At 41.9% G+C, this 22,798-nt stretch carries 21 protein-coding genes; 10 read left to right on the forward strand and 11 right to left on the reverse strand.

Annotated features, from left to right (window positions below; all coding sequences use genetic code 11):
- Positions 1 to 68: 68 nt before the first annotated feature.
- The 4 genes from purE to JMW61_RS02495 all read left to right on the forward strand — a co-directional run bounded on the left by purE (position 69) and on the right by JMW61_RS02495 (position 3,492).
- Positions 69 to 629 (forward strand): 5-(carboxyamino)imidazole ribonucleotide mutase, encoded by a 561-nt coding sequence (gene purE, locus JMW61_RS02480; RefSeq protein WP_201549195.1) that lies wholly within the window; start codon positions 69 to 71, stop codon positions 627 to 629.
- Positions 630 to 847: 218 nt separating this feature from the next.
- On the forward strand, positions 848 to 2,194 hold the full coding sequence (locus JMW61_RS02485) for a 5-(carboxyamino)imidazole ribonucleotide synthase (RefSeq protein WP_201549197.1): 1,347 nt from the start codon (positions 848 to 850) through the stop codon (positions 2,192 to 2,194).
- Entirely contained in the window at positions 2,194 to 2,643 is a 450-nt protein-coding gene (locus JMW61_RS02490) for a YaiI/YqxD family protein (RefSeq protein WP_197099776.1), read from the forward strand. Before JMW61_RS02485 ends, JMW61_RS02490 begins: the two co-directional genes overlap by 1 nt.
- 216 nt (positions 2,644 to 2,859) lie before the next feature.
- The gene (locus JMW61_RS02495; RefSeq protein ID WP_201549199.1) at positions 2,860 to 3,492 is read left to right on the forward strand and encodes an NAD(P)H-binding protein; all 633 of its coding nucleotides are present in this window, start codon (positions 2,860 to 2,862) and stop codon (positions 3,490 to 3,492) included.
- 109 nt (positions 3,493 to 3,601) lie between these two features.
- On the opposite strand, the gene epmA is transcribed toward JMW61_RS02495, so the two are convergent.
- From epmA to JMW61_RS02510, 3 genes are all read right to left on the reverse strand, one after another.
- Positions 3,602 to 4,657, reverse strand: coding sequence for an EF-P lysine aminoacylase EpmA (gene epmA, locus JMW61_RS02500; protein ID WP_201549207.1), 1,056 nt, complete (start codon positions 4,655 to 4,657; stop codon positions 3,602 to 3,604).
- A 56-nt stretch (positions 4,658 to 4,713) separates the two neighbouring features.
- Complete coding sequence (locus JMW61_RS02505; RefSeq protein WP_201550325.1) at positions 4,714 to 5,817, reverse strand: 4-phosphoerythronate dehydrogenase; 1,104 nt, start codon at positions 5,815 to 5,817, stop codon at positions 4,714 to 4,716.
- 75 nt (positions 5,818 to 5,892) lie between these two features.
- The gene (locus tag JMW61_RS02510; protein ID WP_110921819.1) at positions 5,893 to 7,020 is read right to left on the reverse strand and encodes an AI-2E family transporter; all 1,128 of its coding nucleotides are present in this window, start codon (positions 7,018 to 7,020) and stop codon (positions 5,893 to 5,895) included.
- Between the two features lie 852 nt (positions 7,021 to 7,872).
- On the opposite strand from JMW61_RS02510, the gene JMW61_RS02515 reads away from it, so the two are divergent.
- Together JMW61_RS02515 and JMW61_RS02520 are read left to right on the forward strand one after the other, a co-directional pair.
- Positions 7,873 to 9,564 carry an NAD+ synthase gene (locus JMW61_RS02515; protein WP_197215788.1) on the forward strand — a complete coding sequence of 564 codons (1,692 nt, stop codon included), beginning with the start codon at positions 7,873 to 7,875 and terminating at the stop codon, positions 9,562 to 9,564.
- Between the two features lie 257 nt (positions 9,565 to 9,821).
- Positions 9,822 to 11,096 carry a hemolysin family protein gene (locus JMW61_RS02520; protein ID WP_197215786.1) on the forward strand — a complete coding sequence of 425 codons (1,275 nt, stop codon included), beginning with the start codon at positions 9,822 to 9,824 and terminating at the stop codon, positions 11,094 to 11,096.
- 129 nt (positions 11,097 to 11,225) lie between these two features.
- On the opposite strand, the gene JMW61_RS02525 is transcribed toward JMW61_RS02520, so the two are convergent.
- The gene (locus JMW61_RS02525; protein WP_227687337.1) at positions 11,226 to 11,921 is read right to left on the reverse strand and encodes a YggS family pyridoxal phosphate-dependent enzyme; all 696 of its coding nucleotides are present in this window, start codon (positions 11,919 to 11,921) and stop codon (positions 11,226 to 11,228) included.
- Between the two features lie 498 nt (positions 11,922 to 12,419).
- Here JMW61_RS02525 and JMW61_RS02530 point away from each other — a divergent pair, with 498 nt between their 5' ends.
- Positions 12,420 to 13,475 (forward strand): type IV pilus twitching motility protein PilT, encoded by a 1,056-nt coding sequence (locus JMW61_RS02530; RefSeq protein ID WP_110921823.1) that lies wholly within the window; start codon positions 12,420 to 12,422, stop codon positions 13,473 to 13,475.
- A gap of 87 nt (positions 13,476 to 13,562) precedes the next feature.
- Positions 13,563 to 14,684: a PilT/PilU family type 4a pilus ATPase gene (locus JMW61_RS02535; protein WP_201549209.1), complete on the forward strand. Its 1,122-nt coding sequence runs from the start codon at positions 13,563 to 13,565 to the stop codon at positions 14,682 to 14,684.
- Positions 14,685 to 14,868: 184 nt separating this feature from the next.
- Here the strand turns inward: JMW61_RS02535 and fur are convergent, their stop codons facing one another.
- Positions 14,869 to 15,303 (reverse strand): ferric iron uptake transcriptional regulator, encoded by a 435-nt coding sequence (fur, locus tag JMW61_RS02540; protein WP_110921825.1) that lies wholly within the window; start codon positions 15,301 to 15,303, stop codon positions 14,869 to 14,871.
- A gap of 326 nt (positions 15,304 to 15,629) precedes the next feature.
- Here fur and JMW61_RS02545 point away from each other — a divergent pair, with 326 nt between their 5' ends.
- On the forward strand, positions 15,630 to 16,049 hold the full coding sequence (locus JMW61_RS02545; RefSeq protein WP_194195994.1) for an outer membrane protein assembly factor BamE: 420 nt from the start codon (positions 15,630 to 15,632) through the stop codon (positions 16,047 to 16,049).
- Positions 16,050 to 16,068: 19 nt separating this feature from the next.
- Here the strand turns inward: JMW61_RS02545 and JMW61_RS02550 are convergent, their stop codons facing one another.
- From JMW61_RS02550 to JMW61_RS02565, 4 genes are all read right to left on the reverse strand, one after another.
- Positions 16,069 to 16,452 (reverse strand): RnfH family protein, encoded by a 384-nt coding sequence (locus JMW61_RS02550; protein ID WP_227687338.1) that lies wholly within the window; start codon positions 16,450 to 16,452, stop codon positions 16,069 to 16,071.
- A complete protein-coding gene (locus JMW61_RS02555; protein WP_201549211.1) occupies positions 16,440 to 17,582 on the reverse strand; it encodes a hypothetical protein in 1,143 nt (380 codons plus the stop codon). Before JMW61_RS02555 ends, JMW61_RS02550 begins: the two co-directional genes overlap by 13 nt.
- Positions 17,583 to 17,912: 330 nt before the next feature.
- Complete coding sequence (locus tag JMW61_RS02560) at positions 17,913 to 18,581, reverse strand: c-type cytochrome (protein ID WP_110921827.1); 669 nt, start codon at positions 18,579 to 18,581, stop codon at positions 17,913 to 17,915.
- 321 nt (positions 18,582 to 18,902) lie between these two features.
- Positions 18,903 to 19,238 carry a c-type cytochrome gene (locus tag JMW61_RS02565; RefSeq protein ID WP_201549213.1) on the reverse strand — a complete coding sequence of 112 codons (336 nt, stop codon included), beginning with the start codon at positions 19,236 to 19,238 and terminating at the stop codon, positions 18,903 to 18,905.
- A gap of 396 nt (positions 19,239 to 19,634) precedes the next feature.
- Here JMW61_RS02565 and yihA point away from each other — a divergent pair, with 396 nt between their 5' ends.
- Positions 19,635 to 20,405 carry a ribosome biogenesis GTP-binding protein YihA/YsxC gene (gene yihA / locus JMW61_RS02570; RefSeq protein WP_201549215.1) on the forward strand — a complete coding sequence of 257 codons (771 nt, stop codon included), beginning with the start codon at positions 19,635 to 19,637 and terminating at the stop codon, positions 20,403 to 20,405.
- Positions 20,406 to 20,522: 117 nt separating this feature from the next.
- Here the strand turns inward: yihA and JMW61_RS02575 are convergent, their stop codons facing one another.
- Positions 20,523 to 21,236, reverse strand: coding sequence for an HAD family hydrolase (locus JMW61_RS02575; RefSeq protein ID WP_197215778.1), 714 nt, complete (start codon positions 21,234 to 21,236; stop codon positions 20,523 to 20,525).
- A gap of 127 nt (positions 21,237 to 21,363) precedes the next feature.
- Positions 21,364 to 22,374 (reverse strand): RluA family pseudouridine synthase, encoded by a 1,011-nt coding sequence (locus tag JMW61_RS02580; RefSeq protein ID WP_197099765.1) that lies wholly within the window; start codon positions 22,372 to 22,374, stop codon positions 21,364 to 21,366.
- Positions 22,375 to 22,798: the final 424 nt, after the last annotated feature.

A 22,798-nucleotide genomic window follows, 5' to 3' on the forward strand; every position in this document is an offset into this window, starting at 1 on the left:
AACCGTAAACTTGGCTTTACGAAGGCGGCTAAATTTTTGTATGATGGTCTTTTTGAGGATATCAACGCATGAGCACCACATCGGCAACTGTTAACACTGTTGAGCAAAACGGACCTATCACCTCTCCTGCTGGTCAACCGAAAGTTGGCATCATCATGGGCTCACAGTCTGATTGGGCGACCATGAGCGCCGCTGCACAATTACTAGCAGATTTCGATATCGCTTTTGAATGCGAAGTGGTCTCAGCACATCGTACGCCTGATAGATTATTTGATTATGCCAAAAATGCGAAAGGTAACGGCTTACAAGTTATCATTGCTGGTGCAGGCGGCGCCGCTCACTTACCCGGTATGTGTGCTAGCCAAACACCACTCCCTGTCTTTGGTGTTCCTGTAAAGTCATCTATGCTTAGCGGTTGGGATAGCCTACTGTCTATCGTGCAAATGCCTAAAGGTGTCGCTGTTGGCACACTGGCCATTGGCTCAGCAGGTGCTTACAATGCTGCTCTACTTGCGATTCAAGTCTTAGCCTTGCATGATGACACGATTGCTACTAAGCTAGATCAGATGCGACAGTCTCAGACAGAGACCATTCTTGCCAGCCCAACGCCAGGTATTATCAACGCCTAGGTACACATAGACTGGCCGGCTTTTATAGCAGAGTTTTTAATGCTGATTGAACATACCTGAATATTGGTAGCCAAAAGATAAAAGCTTTCACACTGTGTTCTTTAAGCAAGTCCGATTAGATATAAGGTGCATACAGTGCACCTTTTCCTATTTTCACCCATTGATTTTTAGATTTTAATGTACAAAAACCTTATTCACTTTTATTCAAAGAGCCTGCCATGACTACAGCAAACGCTTATCCTGTTACCCAAACCATTCGTACCATCGGTATTTTAGGCGGTGGTCAGCTTGGTATGATGCTTGCCGAAGCAGCCATGCCCCTAGGCTACCAATGTGTGTTTTTAGAAGACAGTGCCAACTGCCCTGCCAGCCTATACGGTCGCGTCTTTCATAGCGAGCAATTAGAAGCATTTATCGAAGCCGCTGATGTTTTTACTCTTGAGTTTGAAAACACGCCGACGGCGACTGTTGAACAACTTACTGCATTATCGAAATCTGGTAGCAAGCAAGGCATGTTTCCACCATTGATTGCGCTAGACATTGCTCAAGATCGCTTAAAAGAAAAGCAGATGTTTAACTCGCTTGATATTGCCACCGTACCCTTTATGGCTGTCAATTCTGAAGCTGAACTAAAGCAAGCTTGTAATGAGTTAGGATTGCCTATCGTGCTAAAAACCAGCCGCGGCGGTTATGATGGCAAAGGTCAATTCGTCATCAAACAAGACAGCGATATTAAAGCCGCTTGGCAAGAACTCAAAGACGCAGTCACTGGAAAAGGCTCACTCACACCGACGCCAGCACCATTAATTGCCGAAGGCTTTATTAACTTTAGCCGTGAAGTGTCTATGATTGCGGCACGTGCACAAAACGGTCAGGTTCGTTGCTATGACTTGGTCGAAAACCATCATCACAATGGCATTTTAGCCAAAACCCAAGCCCCTGCCGTTGGAACTAGCCATTTGCTTAAGCAAGCAACCGATGCTATTACCACAGTCATGAACCATTTAGACTATGTTGGTGTCATGGCGCTGGAGTTATTTGTGACCAAAGACGAACGCGGTAATGATGCATTACTTGCTAACGAAATTGCGCCGCGTGTACATAACTCTGGGCACTGGAGTATTGAAGGTGCTATTACCAGTCAGTTTGAAAACCATATTCGCGCAGTCGTTAACCTACCACTAGGTGATACGGACAATGTACACCCAGCGATTATGCTCAATATCTTGGGTCAATACCCTGATATCAGCGCCGTGCTAAATATAGATGGTGCGCACTATCATAGCTACCACAAAGAAGAACGTGACGATCGTAAAATTGCGCATATTACTTTGATGCCGAACGATGTCGCCGATTTAGAGCCTGCTTTAGCCAAGCTCGTCGCGACTCTACCCAATAAAATGGGACTTGAGAAAAAACCTTCTCCAATTGATAGCAAGCCAAAAGTGGAAGATAGTCTAACCACGGCTGACCCTACTGTAGAAAGTGCAGAGTTGGCTATTGAAGATGGCCAGTCAGATAAAGCTATCAACGCTAAGTCGAAAACAGAAAAGGCTAAGAAATAATGCAGATTTGGGTGGATGCGGATTCAGTACCATTGATAGCCAAAGATTTGATTATCAAAACAGCTGAACGCACACAAACCATGGCGATATTCGTCGCTAATCAGTCGATTAAACTGCGCAAGTCACCACTGCTCACTATGACAGTGGTGCCGTCAGGGTTTGATAAGGCGGACGATTATATCGTTGAGCAAATACAGCCAGGCGATCTGGCAATTACAAGCGACATACCTTTAGCCAATGATATTTTGGACAAAGGCGGCATGGTTTTGACCACTCGCGGTGTGATCTACGATAAAAATAATATCAAGCAAAAGCTCAATATGCGTGATTTTATGGATACCATGCGTGGCACTGGCGTCTTGGAGCTACAAGAGATGAGCGGACAGAAGCCTTACGGTGACCGCGATAAAAAAGCGTTTGCGGATGGATTGAATAAATTGGTGCGCTAACTTCTAACATTAACCAGACATTTTTCATTTGGTTTTTTACCATGCTAACGTCCATTATTAGCAATACCTATTTTATTTCTCCCCTTGCAAACCCTATACACTATATAACCAAACACTATGCAAACGGCACGCTTCATAACGAAGCGTGCTGCCTATTCTTGTTACGCTGTGTTCAGTTTTTAAATAAAGATAACGTAAATAAAAATAGGAATGACGATGAAAATTTTAGTAATTGGCGCAAGTGGTCGAGTAGGTACTGATTTGGTTAAGCAGTTATTGGCTGATGACCATCAAGTGATTGGTACTACCCGTCAAGAAGAAAAGCTATTTAAGGATGACAATTATAGCCAGTTGGACTTAGATATTACGGCTGAAAAAGACTCCATTCAAAAGCAAATAGATCAAGATATTGATGCTGTTTATTTTGTTGCAGGCTCAGGTGGTAAAGACGTTTTAGAAGTAGACTTACATGGTGCAGTTAAGACCATTCAAGCGACGCAAGACAAAGGCATCAAACGCTATATTATGCTCAGCACAGTATTCTCGTTAGATACTAGTAAATGGGATAAAATTGCCGACTTAAAAGAATACTATATCTGTAAACACTATGCTGACCAATGGTTAATCAACAACAGCACTTTGGACTACACCATCATACAGGCAGGCGCACTAAAAGAGCGTGAAGCCACTGGCAAAATTACCATCAATAATGACAGCTCAGGCGAAAATTCAATTGAAGATGTCGCTGCTACTTTGGCTGCTGTATTAAAGGCAGACAATACTATCAAGACCGTCTTTAGCATGCAAAATGGTGAGACAGCCATTGATGAAGCTATCGCAAAGTTATAATCATTGAAGCAAAAAAGCGAGTAAGCCGAAAGGTTTACTCGCTTTTTTATGGCTGTCGTTTGAGAGTAGGTTGTTAAGTGAGCAATAATAGCTACTTTCTGTAGAAAAACTATGCCATGCCGCTTGGAAACGGAATCACTTCCTCTAGGCTACTAGCTCCTGTGATAACCATTAGTAGCCTATCTACGCCGACAGCAATACCACTACAAGGTATCAAATCATCAGACGCCGCTAGTAAATGCTCATCGATTGGCATTTGTGGCAGGTTATGACGCTGACGCAATTGGTTATCTTGCTCAAAACGCTCTTTTAACGCTTGCCCATCTGCCAACTCATCATAAGCATTGGCAATCTCGATACCATTAATATATAGCTCAAAACGTTTGGCAATTTTATTACCGTCTTTGTCCAAAGCCGTTTTTGCCAATGCGGCGGTCGCTGGCGGATACTCTATAATTAACGTTGGTAGATCATGGCCTAAATTTGGCTCAACCGCATGGCTGAATAACAAATCTAACCAGCTCTGGCGACGGTCTTCTTCCGTATTTACTTCACTGCTCAACTCACTGTTAAAGTCAAAACCTGTTAAGCCTTTATCTTCTGCTACTGCCTGTAGTGTGGCGAGGCTAGCAGTTAACGGATGAATACCAACAAAATCCATAAAGGCATCAACATAACGGTAATGGCTCATTACGACTGCATTGCCGTAAAGCGCTTCTAATAGCTCACCCAGTTCAGTCGCTATATCATCTAAGCTATAATTTGGCTGATACCATTCGAGCATCGTAAATTCGATATTGTGCCGCACACCTATTTCATTGTCTCGAAAAACAGGACAAATCTGATAAATAGGCACTTGCCAGCTGGCCAATAAACGCTTCATAGCGAATTCAGGTGACGTATGCAAATAATAGGTCTGTGGTTTGTCTCGATAAGTAACCTGCGCGGCGACTGACTGCAAAAAAGTATCGGTATTACCTGCTTGTGACAGTAGCGGTGTCTGCACCTCTAACACTTGTCGCTTAGCAAAAAACTGACGGATATTACTCATAAACTGCGCACGCTGCTGCGCCATCGCCAATGTCATGGTCGGTGCGTAGATAAGCTTAGAACTAATAGACTTAGAAGTAATCGGCTGCGAAGAAATGTTATTTGATTGAGTCATTTGTTATCTACTGCGATTGATAAATAATCGATTTAAGAATTGGGTGTTTGAATTTTTTAAAACTGCCACTCACGACGTAGATGATAATCGCGTCTCAAACCATCAAAGTCAGCGCCATTTATCTGCCCATCAATTTCTTTGCTTCTCAATGAGGCATCATCTTGCTGAATATCATAGAACTTTATCAGTCTGTCCGGATGTGCTTTTAATTCAGACCATAGAAATAAGTTAAGCGGTAATAGCGCATGCATCGTTTGGATAGGTATAACGGCCAGTTTCTCACATAGCGCATCATAAATGATTTGCGTACCACGCAGCTTACCTTCTACCGTATAGCCAGCGATATGCGGAGTGGCGAAGGCAAGCTTAGATAATAATTGCTCAGCAATCTGAGGCTCGTGCTCAAACACATCAAGCACCACTTGTCGCCCAGTACGCTCAATATCTGCTACCAGCGCATCTGCCTCAATCACAGGCCCACGCGCGCTATTAATCAGTATTGTATCCGCAGGCATCATAGCCAACGCCTCTGCATCAATGAGATGCCGTGTTGGATAATTGCTGCCTCTAGAATGTGCATCACTCTTCTGGTCTGTCAAAGGTACATGCAGACTGACCACATCGCTTTGGCTAAGCACCTGCTCTAAACTGGCATTATTTATCTTGGATTTTGGTAATAATGGATCATAGCCTAATACTTGCCAGCCCAAATCATTGGCATACTGCACAAGCGTACTACCAATATTACCAAGACCGATAATACCGAGAGTAACTGATTGCTGCCAATACTGCGGACGCAACGTCAATGCGGCTGTCAATACATACTGTGCAACCGAATGCTTGCTACAGCCAGCAGCATTGGCAAAAGTGATGTGGCGCTGCATTAAATAATCTTGATCGACATGATCTGTACCGATGGTTGCAGAACCCACAAACTGGACACTGGCGTTATTCGCCAGCAATGCCTCATTCACTTGCGTCACAGAACGTATCAACAGAATATCAGGTTGCAGTTCTGCAAGTAATGACGCGTTGATATCTCGTCCAGCAACGGTGATGATATCTACAGCCTGCTCCGATGCTTGGCCAAGTGTAGATGCGTTAAAAAACTTGTCCAAACTGGCGATATTGCTATCAGCCAAAATAGTAATATGCTTAATAGTATTCACCCTACCCTTCATCGTTTTTATAACATAGTCAAATAATAGTGGTTCTAGTAGTAGAATCGCTGTTATTTATTGCGACTCATTCACTGGTGGCAATGCGTCGTCATCAGACAGTTCTATCTCTTGTGGCGAAAATATCTCATTTTTATGCTGTGATATCCATTCACGCCAAACGGCAAGTCCTATGGCCAATACCACAGGCCCAATAAACAGACCAACGAAACCGAAAGCCGTCAAACCACCTAGCACACCAATGAAAATAATAATAAAAGGAATTTTGGTCGCACCACTAATCACAATAGGACGGATTAAGTTATCAACCCAGCTGATAACCAATACACCCCATAGTGCCAAGCCAATACCTTCTGTCGTATGACCTTGACTCATTAACCAAATAGAGACAGCGCCCCAAGCGAATGGTGTGCCAAACGGAATCAATGCAATAATAAAGGTTATAATAGTCAATAAAATCGGACTTGGCGCACTAGCGAAGTAATAACCGACACCTGCAAGCAGTGCCTGTGCCAATGCTGTTAAACCAATACCATAAACCACCGCACGCGTGGTCGTACCCACAGAGTCAATATAACCATCAATACGATTGCCGATGATATTACGCAGTGCTTGACGGATCTGGCGGACCAAGCTAGTACCATCACGATAAAAGAAAAACAACGTCATCAGCGCCATGCCTAACTTGGCAAGACCACTAAACACCACATCAAAGGCGACTTTGCCATAATATAAATGTGACTGCACCCAAAGACGAAACGTCTCTAACGTCCCTTCAGGGTTTTTATTGATTCTCCACAGTACATCTTTGACTTGCTGACCGACGATAGGTAAATCTTTAACAGAGTCCGGCACATCTAGATAGCCAACCTTTATACGATAGATCAAATTACTGATTAAACTGAGCGCCTCTTGCTGTAGGATAAACACACCAATGACAAGTGGCACACCTATCATTAGCGAGATACTCATCGTCATGATGGCAGCGCTGACATTAGGGCTTAGCTTTACTTTTTCATAAAAAAAGTTATAAACAGGAAAAGTCACATACGCTAAAATCGCTGCCCACAGTGCTGGCACGATAAAAAACTGTATCACCTGAAAACACAGTACAAACAGCACGACCAATAAGGTAATGGCCAGTAAACGCTGAATAATAAACTCTTTTGTCCAATTTTCAATCATAGCGTATAAACCAAGTACACACAGCAAAGACCTATTATGACTCTGCTGACGAGTTTATAAATGTGAGATGAACCGCAATTTACAGACCGCGTCCATAAACTGCATCCATTAGCGAGGGTTGTCAATCACCAACATAAACATATGGGTAAAATCTAATTTAAGAGCGTTAGATCATAGAATACCGTAACATAGATATTGGCTATAATTTTGACTAAAGTGAGATAAAAACAAAGCGATTATCACCGCTTATTATGCAACAAAATACGATGACTATTATAACGCTATGTTGTAATCTTTACTTACAACTTTCTATGCGTAAGCTTACTAGATGATGACACGAATAGATAGAAGCCAATACATGGGTTTAGTATGTAAAAACAATACATTAATAACTGATTCTACATTCACACTTTAAAGCAATACCTTGAAAGGTAATTCACTGGCGCGTTCTATTTGTCGCGACAATTGATGTTATACTAAAGTCATTATTTTAAGCTTTTCAATATAGTTAAGTTTGTTTGGCCTTATTTATTTTGACCGTTATACAAACACAGTATTTTTCAAACTATATGCCACAACCCTCTTTTATCGCCCTTCTATAGACTATCATAAGATCTAACCTTTAGAGCGGCGTCATAATTTTGGATATTATGCGTAAGCGTTCGTCAGCACTGTAGTTTGCCAACGTCATATAAAAGCCTACGCGTAATTTAAGCTCATCATATAGGTTCAATATTAGAACTCGATATGAAAAAGTGCTATTTTTAGTTAATTTCGGACTTACTTTGATTTTATTTTAAATCAATACTGACCCATCAAATTTTAAATAATATATCGATAGGAACAATAAAAATGTCAAAAGACACTGATAATCCCAATATAACCCCCTCAACCGAGGCCAACAAGACTAAGAAACCACAAGACACCGTTACTTTTGCTTTGGCCCAATCACATTTTTTGGTTGGTGATATCACTGCCAATGCCGAAAAAATGCGTACATTAGCATTAGAAGCACGCAAGCAAGGTGCAGATGTCATTATCTTCCCAGAGCTAGCACTACTTGGCTATCCTCCACAAGATTTATTACTGCGTCCAAGCTTATCGGGTCGTGTCAAAAGCGCTTTATCTAGCTTAAGTGATATCAACGATATCGTGATGATTGTTGGCTACCCACATGTCGATCATCATGGCACGTTTAACTCTGCTGCTATCCTACATAATGGCCATCAAAAAGGCTTTTATCATAAGCAAATCTTACCAAATTATGGCGTTTTTGATGAGCGTCGTTACTTTGATAAAGGTCGCAATCAAGTCTTGTTTGATTATAAAGGCATCACCATTGGCCTACTCATTTGTGAAGACTTATGGGAAAAAGGCCCGATTGCTGAGCTTAAAAAGCAAGGAGCCGATCTGGTTGTTAGCTTAAATGCGTCACCTTTCGAGATCGAAAAACAAGAAAACCGTAAGACCATGCTTGCCAAACGCAGCCGTGAAAACAACTTACCTATCGTTTATGTCAATGCCGTTGGTGGTCAAGATGATTTAGTATTTGACGGTGGCTCCATGGCCGTACAAGCTGATGGTAGCGTCGCACACGAAGCACCGCGCTTTATGAATCAGTTACTGCTAGCTACTTTAGATGTCAAGACTGCTAAGTTTGATAGCCAAGTCAAAGCACCTTTGACCTTGAGCCGTGAATCAGAGATGTACCAAGCATTGGTCGTCGGCTTACGTGACTATGTGAACCACTCAGGATTCTCTGGCATTATCGTTGGTCTATCAGGTGGTATTGATTCAGCATTGACGCTATGTATCGCCGTTGACGCGTTGGGCGCTGACAAGGTATACGCGGTAATGATGCCTTACGAATATACATCGCAAATCAGTTTAGAAGATGCACAAGCACAAGCACGTCGTTTGAATGTGTCTTATACCGTTTGTCCTATCTTTGATGCTGTCGAAGGTATCCGTCATACCCTAGCGCCTCTATTTAACAAGTCACCGGCAGATACTACCGAAGAAAACATTCAAGCACGTGCGCGTGGTGTGGTTCTGATGGCATTGTCTAATAAATTTGGTCACTTGGTCATCACTACTGGTAATAAGTCTGAGTTGGCAGTTGGCTACTCGACGTTATACGGTGATATGGCAGGCGGCTTTGACGTACTAAAAGATGTTTATAAGTCACAGGTCTATAAGCTAGCCAGCTATCGCAATCGCTTAGAAGATACCCCAGTCATTCCCGAGCGTGTCATTACTCGTCCACCATCTGCTGAATTGCGTCCAGATCAAAAAGATCAAGACAGCTTACCTGACTACGATATCTTAGATGGCATTCTTATGTCATATATCGATGAAGACATGGGCTATCAAGATATTATTGATAAAGGCTTTGATGCTGAGATGGTCGCAAAAGTCATTCAAATGGTAGACAATAGCGAGTACAAGCGTCTGCAATCACCGATTGGCACTAAAATCAGCCACAAAGCTTTCGGGCGCGAACGCCGTTATCCTCTAGTAAATAAATGGTCAATCAAAGGCTAAGTAACATAAGGTTAAATAACATTCAGCGTCTCTATTTGCCTGACTTCTATTACCTAGGGGTTTAGGCGGCGCTTATAGCCTCATGTTTTGCCAAAAACTAAAATACTTTATGACTAGCTGGGTGCTTGCCCAGCTTTTTTAGGTTCTATAAACCGAATTTCTATCAATAATACCTACCTTTTAACCCTAGCCGCTTATTTTTTACATTCAACCAATTACCTTTCTTGTTAATCCTTATCCTTTTTACCGAGTATCTCATGAGTTTGCTAACTGCTAGTGTCTTTCTTATTTTACTACTGGCTCTCAGTGCCTTTGTCTCTGCAGCTGAGATTGCTATCGCAGCGGGTCGCAAAATTAAGCTGCAAATCATGGCAAAAGAAGGGGATGTTCGCGCATTTGACGTCCTTAAAATGCAGGAGAACCCTGGCAGCTTTATTACTGTTGTACAAGTCGTTTTAAACGCTGTCGCGATTTCAGCTGGTGCAGTAGGTGAGTCAGCCATCAGCCCTTACTTGCGGGTTTTGGTGAACAATGAAGCGGTGTCATCCGTTATATCCTTTGTACTGATTACCAGTTTATTTTCTCTGCTCGCCGACTTAATGCCCAGACGATTGGCAATGTCAAACACAGAGAATATAGCCGTGCGACTCGTACGACCAATGATGCTTTTGATTTTTGTTTTGAAACCAGTAATTTGGATATTTGATGGTGCGGCAAACGTTCTCTTTGAAGTACTAGGTATCTCCACCACACGCCAAGACGATATGACGCCAGAAGATATTTATGCCGTGATGGATGCTGGTGCTGAAGCTGGGGTACTCAAAAAGCAGGAACACCATCTGATAGAAAACATCTTTGATATGCAAGAACGTACGGTGACTTCAGTAATGAATCCGCGCGAAAACATCGTTTATTTTGATACCAAGACAAGTACTGAAAAAGTGGTCGAAGTGATGATCGATCAACCGCACAACAAATTCTTGGTTTGTCATGACGATGATTTAGAGCACATTGTGGGCTATGTGGAATCACGTAGCTTTCTCGCGTTAGTGCTCAACCAGCAAGAAGTCAGCTTAACGAGCAAAGAACTATTAATGCCTGCCCTTTTCGTCCCTGATACTTTGTCTTTATTTGAAGTGTTGGAGATGTTCAAATCTACGGGCGCTGACTTTGCCGTAATCGTCAATGAGTATGGATTAGTAGTAGGAGTCATCACGCTCAAAGATGTGATGAGCATCGTCATGGGTGAGCTTGTGACGCTAGAGGAGCAGCCTATTGTGCAACGGACGGATAACTCGTGGTTAATCGATGGAATGACGCCTATTGAAGATGTGGTTCGTGCGTTAGATATTGTTAATCTGCCCCGCAGTCAAAACTACGAGACACTCAGTGGTTTTATGATGTATATGTTACGAAAAATCCCAAAGAAAACAGACACGGTCGAGTATGCCAATTATCGATTTGAGATTATCGCGACCGACAATCTCAAAATAACTCAAATGCTGGTGACCAAAATCGATGAGATTGTTTAATAAATAGCACCTGATAAATAGCACCTAATGAATCTAGGATAATGTCATCAATCAAAACATTCTTATTTTCGTCCTGATGATCTCATTGATGACATACCCTACCGATTACCTAGCATTAGCAAATTAAGATTAAGCTCGTGCACCAAATATGCCAGTGCCGACACGCACCATCGTCGAGCCATTGGCTATGGCTTCCGTCATATCGCCACTCATACCCATACTCAGTGTATCCCAACCATTCAGCTCTGGATGCTTTTCTTTAACCTCCTCAAATAGTTGCTTAGTACGAGCAAATGCACCAGTATCTGACTTGGCAGGAATAATCATCAAACCACGTAACTGTAGTCTCTCATATGCTTTGATAGTGGTTACCAATTCCAGTAGCTGATCTGGCAGACAACCTGATTTACTTTCTTCATTGTCGATATTTAATTGAATTAGTACGTTCAATGGTGGCAGTTCAGCTGGACGTTGATCATTTAAACGTTTGGCAATAATGTCGCGCTCAACCGTTTGCACCCAATCAAAACTCTCAGCAATATCGCGGGTCTTGTTACGTTGGATACTGCCAATATAGTGCCAAACTATTCCTTGACCTTCGGGTTGAGACTTTAAAGTATTAATTTTTTCGAGAGCTTCTTGTAGATAATTTTCACCAAAATGACGCTGCCCCTTCTGAGCCAAAGCAGAAATCATATCGGCTGGCTTGGTTTTGGAAACAGCTAACAATATAACGCTACCAGATTGTCTTCTAGCATTATCACATGCTTGTTTTACCTGTTGACTGACTTGTTGCCAGTTTTCAATAAGGTTTGAATTATCCATATTATTCTCAGTTTTATTCATGTATCACTCGCAAGGGTAATTTAATCCGTTTTTAAATCCGTGATTTTTAATTTTTGTACCGATATCTACTATTAGTCATGGTGGCATTTTTTACAGTCATAACTCCATGTATAGTCAAATACATATAAATTCGCTACATTTTCATCCTCGCTGACTATACTAATGTATAACCTGCACTCGGTTTCCTTGTATCGAAATTATTTGAATTTAACTATTAATGAACTCGACATCTATAAATTACAGGGTTCAATGGCTAATTTACATTTTCTTAGCGTAGTAGATGGTTAAATGTCAGCAGTCTTGTTATTATATTGTTACATGGTTTAACATATGCTACTGAATGTAATAGTAATGGTAAAAGCACTAAATTATGTTTTATTCGTATAGTGAACCTAAGATAGGTCTTTTGTTGATTATCAACCACGCCCTTTTATGCTCGTTTGTTCTACCCTTATTGATTGATAGGAATACCTGATTATGGCTGAAAAAAACAACTTAAGCATCGAAGATTTGCTGCGCTTTACCGTCAAGCATAAAGCATCGGATTTACATATTTCAGCCGGCATGCCTGCCATGATTCGTGTCGATGGTGAAATGACGCGTATTAATATGCCAGACATGACTCACCAAGTCGTACATCAGCTTATCTATGACATTATGAACGATAAGCAACGTGCAGACTTTGAGGAATTCTTTGAGACGGATTTCTCTTTTGAGATTCCTAATCTAGCACGCTTTCGGGTAAATGCCTTTAATCAAAATCGCGGTGCTGGTGCTGTCTTTCGTACCATTCCTTCCAAGGTATTGACCATGGAAGATCTAGGTATGGGCGAAGTATTCAAGCGCATATCAGACTTAAAGCGTGGTGTGGTACTGGTCACTGGTCCAACAGGTTCTGGTAAATCAACAACACTAGCGGCCATGATTGATTATATCAATGAAAGCCGTAAAGAGCATATCTTAACCATCGAAGACCCTATCGAATTTGTCCACGAATCTAAAAAAAGTCTGATCAACCAGCGTGAAGTTCACCGTGACACTCTAGGCTTCGAGCCTGCTCTACGCTCTGCATTACGTGAAGATCCGGATATTATTCTGGTTGGTGAGCTACGTGACCTTGAGACCATTCGTTTGGCATTGACTGCGGCAGAAACCGGTCACTTAGTATTTGGTACTCTGCACACCAGCTCGGCGGCAAAAACAATTGACCGTGTCATCGATGTATTTCCTGCAGCAGAAAAGGATATGATTCGTGCCATGTTATCAGAATCACTCCAAGCCGTGATATCGCAAACGCTGCTACGCCGTCAGGCAGGTGGACGTGTTGCAGCACACGAGATTATGCTAGGTACTCCTGCTATTCGTAACTTAATACGTGAAAATAAAATCGCTCAGATGTATTCTGCTATCCAAACAGGTGCAGGTGATGGAATGATCACACTCGATCAGACACTTAAAAATCTAGTGTCAAAAGGTACAATCAGTAAAGACGTTGCCCGTCCTTATGCTAAACAGCCTGATGCATTTTTGTAGCATTATTTTTATTATTCACCATTAGCGATCTTTCAATCATGATTTCAGACATTTTCTTAATCGAGTTACATCGAATGCAGGTACGATATGGATATTGATAAACTATTACAGTTAATGATCAATAAAAATGGCTCTGACCTTTTTATTACCGCTGATGTAGCACCTTCCATGAAAGTAAATGGGAAGATTCTACCTGTTGGTAAAACGCCCTTAAGTTCAGAACAAACCATGCGATTGGTCAAAGGTGTCATGACACCAGGCCAGATAAAAGAGTTCGATGAAACCAACGAGTGTCAGTTTGCTATTGCAGATGAAGCACAACAAGCCCGTTTTCGTGTCAGTGCTTTTATACAGCGTGACATGGCAGGAATGGTTTTACGAAAAATCGAAAATAAAATTCCAACGGTTGAAGAGCTACGTTTACCACCAGCACTAAAAGAGTTGGCGATGAAAAAACGCGGTATCATTCTACTTGTGGGTGCAACGGGTACTGGTAAATCTACCACGCTTGCCTCCATGATAGGACATCGTAACCAAAACTCTCACGGCCATATTATCACCATCGAAGACCCTATTGAGTTTGTCCATAAACATCGCGGATGTATCATCACCCAGCGCGAAGTCGGTATAGATACCCACTCATTTGAAGCAGGTCTAAAAAACACCTTGCGCCAAGCGCCTGATGTTATCTTGATTGGTGAAATTCGTAACCGTGAAGTCATGAGCTACGCCATTCAATATGCAGAAACGGGTCATTTGGTTTTTGCAACCTTGCACGCTAACAATGCCAACCAGGCTATTGACCGTATTATTCACTTCTTTGAAGCAAACCGCCACAACCAGCTATTCATGGATTTGTCACTTAACTTGCAAGCAATCATCGCGCAGCAACTCATACCAACACCTGATGGTAAGGGACGCCGTGCTGCTATTGAGATTCTACTGAACTCACAGCTCATCAGTGATTATATCCGTAAAGGCGAAGTTCATGAGATTAAAGATGTCATGAAACGCTCACGTGATAGCGGTATGCAGACCTTTGATCAGGCGCTTTTTGACTTATATGAGCAAGGAGAAATCACGTATAAAGAAGCCATTCTCCATGCTGACTCGCCTAACGACTTACGCCTTCAAATTAAGCTGAATAGCAAAAATGGTACAGGTAATCTAGATGAAGGTGCGGACAGTTTGTCTTTGAATATCACCTAAATGCTATTAGTTAGTTACTTGATTTAGTTACTTGAGGTGGCAACGTTGTCTTTGCTAGATCATATGCACTATTTACCACAAAAAAGCCCTCATTACTAATAATGAGGGCTTTTTGCTATTTCAAAGATCTTTATAAGCTCTGAGAAACGATTGGTTTTTGGGAGTGATGAAAAATCAAAGATGGTTATTTGATACTATCCTGACATTCCTGTTCATCGCAGATACCATATAGCACCAATGAATGACCTGACAGCTTGAAGCCATGTTTTTCTGCAACCTTTAGCTGCTCTTCCTCGATTACCTCATTGTGGAACTCTACAATCTTTCCACAAACATCACAAACCAAATGATCGTGATGGCCTTCTTGGGTAATTTCGAACACTGACAAATTGTTTTCAAAGTTGTGACGTTCAACGATGCCTGCTTGCTCGAATTGCGTGAGCACTCGATAAACAGTCGCTAGGCCAACATCTTCGCCTTGCTCAATCAACGCTTTATAAACCTCTTCTGCACTCATATGATGCAGTGCTGCACTTTCCAGCAGCTCTAAAATCTTGATACGAGGTAACGTCACCTTTAATCCGGCTTTACGTAAATCTTGATTGGTAAAAGAAGCCATAATATCCCTTCTGACTGTGACAGTCTTAGCAAATAAAGAACCAAAAATATGAGATAAATAATCATTATCGATTATTTTTTATAATATATGAAGCATTTTAAGAACAGTAAACTTACTTATTCTGAGTGAATTATTAGTCTATTATTTTTCAATAAATGTTTATGCAAGTATATGAATTTAAAATATAAATGATAACACTACTCAGGTAGTGTTTGGTAAATAATGTCGTAAGTGGTAGGAAATTGCAAGTAAATGACGTATCATTTGTCCAAGATTGTCGGTCAGACTAACACCAACCAGCTTTGGCCGCGCCTAATTCATTTCTTGTGAGTCATCTTACCATGATAAAGACATTAACTTTTCGTCCGTTGAGCCGTACAAGCACATTACGCAAGATTGTCATCACCAGTATGCTTAGCGCTACTGTCGCTATGTCTGGCTGCTCATTATTGAGTGTTTATAAGATTGATTTGCCACAAGGCACTGCTATTACTCAGGCGCAAGCGCAAAATCTACAAGTAGGCATGAATCAAAACCAAGTACTTTATATTCTCGGTAGCCCAGCCATTAGAGACACTCTAGAACCTAAGCGTTGGGATTATATTTATGACTATAAAGCAGGGACAGAAGGCAGCCGCAAAGGTATTGCTGATGTCAAAAATGCTAGCCAACACTTAGTTATTTATTTTGATGATAATGGTTTGGTCAGTCGTATCGAAGGTATAGAAAGCCTTCCAGCTTCGTAATAGTGACAGGCTTAAATGCTTAACCACGAGATTTACTTTTGCGCTGAGACATAGGATCAGCGCTTAAGCTTCGATAGACTTCAATACGGTCAAAAGGCTGTAAGCGATAGCTAAGCGGTTGCTTTTGTGCATAGATACCTACATGCCAACGTTTAGCAGCCGGCGTAACAATATCAGCAACCTCATCACACCACCTTGCTAAATCTGGAAACTGTACCAACCAGCCTGCTTGCTGTAGCGCAGCATACAAACTGGTATCACAGTTGACTTGTAACGCTAAGTAATGCTGACGCTTTTCATCTTCAGCATATGCCAAATATACAGTCATTAACTTGGTCTGTTCTGACGGCAGCACGTCGCTATTATCAATACCGTTATCTTGATCAGCTGTTAGCTTATCCACTGCATCACCCAACCTATCAATGCTAATAGCAGTGCGAGTGGCACAACCAAACGTATCGCTATCCGCCATAAGTTATACAGTGCTTCATTACCAAAGTTCAATGACTTACGCAAATGGCTGATTTTCATCTGCCACCCTGCAAAGATCGATAACAGCAATACTGCCACGCTACTAATGATGACCAAAATACCGACCAACCACGTGGTTGGAATGGAAATGACTAACACCAGTGCTAGCACCAACGTCAGTCCCAAACTGACCAACAGCCCGAACTTGTGTGCCAACTGTTGCGTACTATAATGTAGCAGATAACTCGCGACAAACAACACCCCTACCCAATATAACAGCTGTCCAATTGGTGGTAATGACACACCGCTAATTAATAGTGCAACTACACCAACGATTAACTGCAATATCCAAATAGGTAGTACCAATTTGGTTGCACGATACTCAGCTGTCACTCGACTGTGAGCAGGCGTTTGCGCATTATAATTGTCTGTGTCTACTGCTGTTGCCGTCTGTTTGGTTATTAAATTTTGACCGAACCAGTACAAGCCTGTTCCTGCACCAACACTCACTAGCGCTAACGCTACTGCACGTGCCCATTCATTTAAGCTAATGTCAGTCATCGCAAAGTCGATACTAGGTAGACCATTCGCCACACCTAGTACCAAACCGACAACCATCAACCCGAGTCCAATCGCTAAAGGAGCAACGCCCACCAAACTCAATAATAGAGCGATGACCATCAAGCCCGCAGCGACTGCAAAGCTTGGCACATCAGGTGCGCTATTCAGTTCAGTCAATGCACCTAATATGCCAGAGCTTGCACCAGATACAACCAATGCTGCGATGATGATAGACACCAATGCTGCCAACCAACCAAAACTACGCCAGATTGGACTGGCATCTGCTTCACGAGTCAGCTTTTGCATCCCTGCTAATGGTGCCTCAACACTACGATAGGCCAACGCTATTTCAGCATAAATGACCGGCAATGATACCAGTACCATTGCTAGTAACCAAAGTAGCCAGAAATCAATCTCGCCAATAGATGCAGGTGCAAACCAACGAAACAAGAGTAACGGTAGCAGGGCTGCGATAAAGTAAGAGGCATAACGGATCATCATAATCTAAATCCAAACGAGCTAATATCATTCACAAAAATTAGAGTAGCAAGAAAAATAAGTGCAAGCGCTATACAATGTAGGCTAAATGACTTTGACACGGCTAATCATACTTTTTGAGTTTGATGTAAAGTGAATAACGATAATTTATAATTATACGGTACAAGGAAGAGCACCTGTATATATACTGCCCCTATAATATAAGGGATGAATAGTTATAAAAAAACCCCGAAATCGGGGTTTAATAATAAAACAATGACGGCTATACGGTCTAGAGATCAGTAGCGGCACTTACGAAGCATCTACTACGTACTCGTAAACAGTATTAATAAATTAGTGAACAGCACTTACGTAGTCTGACAAGATACGAATATCATGATCTGACAGTTTCGACGCAACTGTCTGCATCATACCCATATCGCCTTCTTTCGCTGCATCGTTGACTCGCTTTTGGTCATCACTGTCGATATCATCGACACGGCCAGCGGCACGGAAGAGTTTTAGCTGAGTAGATATGTATTCTGCGTGCTGACCGCCTAGCTTTGGAAATGCCGCCCAAGTGTTACCAGCAGCATCTGGCCCATGACAACCCGCACAGCCGATAACGCCGCGTGATTTGTCACCACCTAAGAATAACTTAGAGGCTGCTTGATTGGTCGCAGGGTTACCAAAGCCAACACCCCAAGGCGCTTGACTAGCATAGTAACCAGCCACGTTGGCCAAGTCTTGCTGCGATAAGTTCGCAACTTGCGATTGCATGATGCCATTCTTGCGGTAACCCGCTTTAAAATTGACCAGCTGTTTATAAAGATATTTGACGTTTTGGCCACCTAAGTTAGGCTGCGCAGGGACAACACTAACACCAGTAGCACCATGACAGGCAGCACATACGGTTTCTGCGATTTGCTTACCAGCATTGACGTCGTGTTCAGGAACAATAATAGCAGCTTGTACGCTGAAACTTGCAACGCATAAGCTGGCAGCAGCGATTAACTTTTTCATTGATACAAATCCTACTAACTCGGTGTAAGTATTATTGAGAATGAGTGTACTAATAAGACACCTGATACAAACTGCCTTATAATTAGCGAGGCAAGTATATGATTTAAGGTCTTGGCCACAAACAATCTGAAAGTACTTACTAACATCAGGGTTTATTTTCGATTATTATAGCAAGACTTTGTAGCATTTGCCTACTTAATCGTCACATCAGTCAGTTTTTCTAACAAAGCACGCTAGGATACTCACAAAAAATAAAAAGCGCATAAGGGTCGTAAAACCCAGCGCTTTGTTTGGTATGACTTTGTCTTATTCCCGCATCTATTACTTGCTCATATACTCAATAAGTTTACGATAGTCATCATCGCTACAGGCATCACAAAGACCACCAGCAGGCATTTGAATCATACCGCTTTTGACTGAATTGATCAGCGTTGGCATACTTTTTTGCTTTATGAGCTGCTGCCATTTCGCACTATCACCTTTTTTAATCGCATTTAGCGCCCCACTATCGTGACAGGCTGCACATGAGTTATTATAGGTCGTGGCGGTATCAGCAGAGTTTGCGTTGGTCATAACGACGGTGCTTAGTACTAATGTCGCAACACTAGCTACTAAAACACGGCGAGCTTGGCTAAAAAGCGTGGTGATTGAAATCATATAACACCCCTTTTGCTGTCTTATTCGTTTAATCACTCTTTCTATTAAACGTCTTCCATTTATTGTATCTTATTGAATATTGTAACAATATATGTCATCTAAATATAGATAAATCGAGTTTCACTTTGGTAATGCGTTTGGTATAGCGATAACTTGTACCCATGACTTTAATGTTATGTTGCTATTTATATGATGCTAATCGCAGTTATTTCAATAAGTAAGACCACTAATAGTATAGAATGGTCGGTAATTTGAAACGACTGCTTTTACGACCCATGAACACTGAAAATTGCAACGCACAACGTTGCTCAGTCTTTTGTCGAATGCACCGCTTTCACAACCCGCTAAATCAAATTTTATAACCGTATCCAATTTTTTAAGATTAATGAGCCATTTATGAATACCCCGTTTACAGATGTCGCCGCCGAACATGCGGTGTTCAACACCAAATCCCGTCAGAAGATTCAGCAAACTGAATTTATGATGTCAGCACCTACTTTTCGTCTTTGCCCACCTGACATGGGGTTAGAAGTTGCTTTTGCCGGACGTTCAAACGCGGGCAAATCGTCGGCTATTAATGCCTTGACCAATCAGCGCCAACTAGCACGTTCGTCTAAGACACCTGGACGTACGCAGATGATTAACTTTTTTAGTATCGGTGATGCTGATAGACGCTTAGTTGATTTACCTGGTTATGGCTATGCAGCGGTGCCACTTGAGATGAAAAAAGAGTGGCAAGTTGAGCTAGAAGAGTACTTGGTATCACGCTCAAGCCTTGCCGGTTTGGTACTGATGACTGACATTCGTCATCCATTGAAATTCTTTGATGAGCAAATGCTACGTTGGGCAAATGATGGCGAACTGCCAGTACATATCTTGCTAACCAAAGCAGACAAACTGAAATATGGCGCATCCAAGAATGCTCTACTGAATACTCGTAAAAGGCTAAAAGAGCTGGGGTTGAATTGCACCATTCAGCTATTTTCAGCTTTGAGAAAGGAAGGCTTAGATGAGTTGGCTGGGATAATGGGCAACTGGTATGAGTACCAGCTTGATGCAGACAAAATTATTGAGTCCTCTTTTGCATTGCTAGAAGGCGAAGAGCTAGAAGACGCCATTGAAAAAGATAGCGCTGAAAAAGAAGGCGCTCAAAACGAGAGCAAATAGCTATTATGGTTTGCTATAAAAAAAGGGTTTATCGTTATTATCGATAAACCCTTTTTTATTGTCACAAAAATCATATTGTAGCGACACTATTAAATAGCTAAGCCACTCAAATTGAACTTATCCACATAAGATTTTAGCCAGTGCTTCTGGTGTATCGACCTGATAAGTAGGCTGCTGCGCGGCAAGCTCAGCATTAGATGCTGTACCATAATCCACCGCTATGCTAGTCATGCCTAGCTGAGTTGCCATTTGAATATCGTAGATACTATCACCGATAAATACGGCATCGGCGATTTGCTGCTGTGTATACTCTAAAATATCGATAAGCATCTGTGGATCAGGTTTTGAGCCTGCTTCATCGGCACAGCGCGTCATCACAAAGTAATGATGACTCTCTGAAGCATCTAGCACACGCTCCAAGCCTTTTCGCTTTTTACCCGTTGCGACCGCTAGTTTTTTACCCTGCTGCTGTAAAGTCTGCAACATACCTTCTATAGGCGTAAAAAGCGGCGTACTGTGGCTGTTGGCAATATAGTACTCTGCATAGCTTTGTTGAATAGCCAGCTTCTGCGACTCATCTGCTTGCGGATACAAAATCTCAATGCCGTTCATCAAGCTAAGGCCAATGATGTCCTGCACGGCTTTATCAGTCGTCTGAAACCCATGTGCCTGTCCTGCCACATGCATCGACTCAACGATTAAACCAATTGAGTCCATCAATGTACCATCCCAATCAAAAATAATCAGCGTCTTATCTGCTAACTGATGATTGACTAGTAACGAAGCGCTTTCGGTAGAAGTTGTAGTACTGGCTACAGTTTGTTCACTCATGAATAGGCCTTAGCGAATAGCGATAATAAAGTGTAGATACGAAAACGTCACGGCGACTTATTAAGAGAAATAAGAGTTCGTGACGTTTAGGATGGATACTTAATAGGTAAAGCGTTGACTATGCTACTTATTCAGGCAATGTAATTTGCTCTGGTAGCCAATCTGCCATGTCATCTGGTAGCGGTGCGGTAATGGTTTCATAACCTGGAATATCTAAGCGCCATGCATGTAAGCACAGGCGATGAACACCTGACTTGTCATGTACGTTATATTTATCATCACCCAAGATAGCATGACCAATATGAGCCAAATGCACACGAATTTGATGCGTGCGCCCAGTCAATGGTTTGGCTTCGATCAAGCTCACTGGCTGATCAGCAATCATAAAACGACCATGAACGACAATATCTGTCTGGCTTTCTTTAGATTGTGGGTCTTGCTTATCTACTTTGACGCGGCGTTCACCACTAGCGACTGTATAGCGTAGTAATGACGCATCGATACGTTGCTCGTTTAGCGCTGGTTGGCCTTTTGCGATACACAAGTAGTGCTTCTGGATGGTTTTGTCTACTAGATGCTGTTGCAATGCTTTTAGTGCTGAGCGTTTTTTAGAAATCATCAACAGACCTGACGTATCTTTATCAATACGATGTATCAGCTCGAGGTATTTTTTACCCGTGACTTCACGCATGGCTTCGATAACGCCAAAGTCTAAACCACTACCACCATGAACAGCGATGCCAGAAGGCTTATTCAGCACTAGCATCCCTTCATCTTCATAAACCACGCGTGCTAATAGACTCTTAGCAAACTCAGTGCTAATGATTGGTTTTTCACGAGTAGCGAGTACCACAGGCGCAATACGTACCACGTCTTCACGCTGTACTCTATCGTGCGCTTTGCAGCGTTTGTTATTGACACGTATTTCATCAGAGCGAATCATTTTATAGATATGCGGTTTTGGTAAACCTTTTAAGCGGTTCAACAAAAAATTATCCAAGCGTTGATCGTGCTGATGGCGTGTTACTTCAAGATAATTAACCTTACCAAAGTTGCTGATTTCATCGTCAGCGCTTTGCGGGCGTGTTTTGCTATTAAAGATAGCAGGAGCTTCGTGGGTAGGTGCGTCTTCAGTCATTTTTGAGTTCGTCATTTTTAGTTAGGTATTTACACAAAGATTTGCTATAGTTTAGCATGTTGAGCGACAATTAAGCAGAGGCTGCGGCAATAATCATTGTTGTTTCAGATAGCTGGCCACCATTTTTGCTACTTGCTAGCAACAAGGTATAAGCTGTATACCCTGCCAATATTGTACGTTTCATCTAATTTTAAGGTGTACTATCTGTTTAAAAAAATATCCATTACCGATATTTGTAGATATTAGCCCATAAATTGAAAGAACAGCACTGACTTTTATGCAGTGCCATAACATTAAATAGTGACACTAAATACCTTTGTGTTAATAAATTCAGCATTAATAAATTTGGCAAAATGCCTATTTATCAATCGCTAATAACACTACATTGACTCACAACCTGCATAACAATGACATTTTTTGATAG

Source organism: Psychrobacter fjordensis (assembly GCF_904845995.1).
In the GTDB taxonomy this organism is placed as follows: Bacteria; Pseudomonadota; Gammaproteobacteria; order Pseudomonadales; family Moraxellaceae; genus Psychrobacter; species Psychrobacter fjordensis.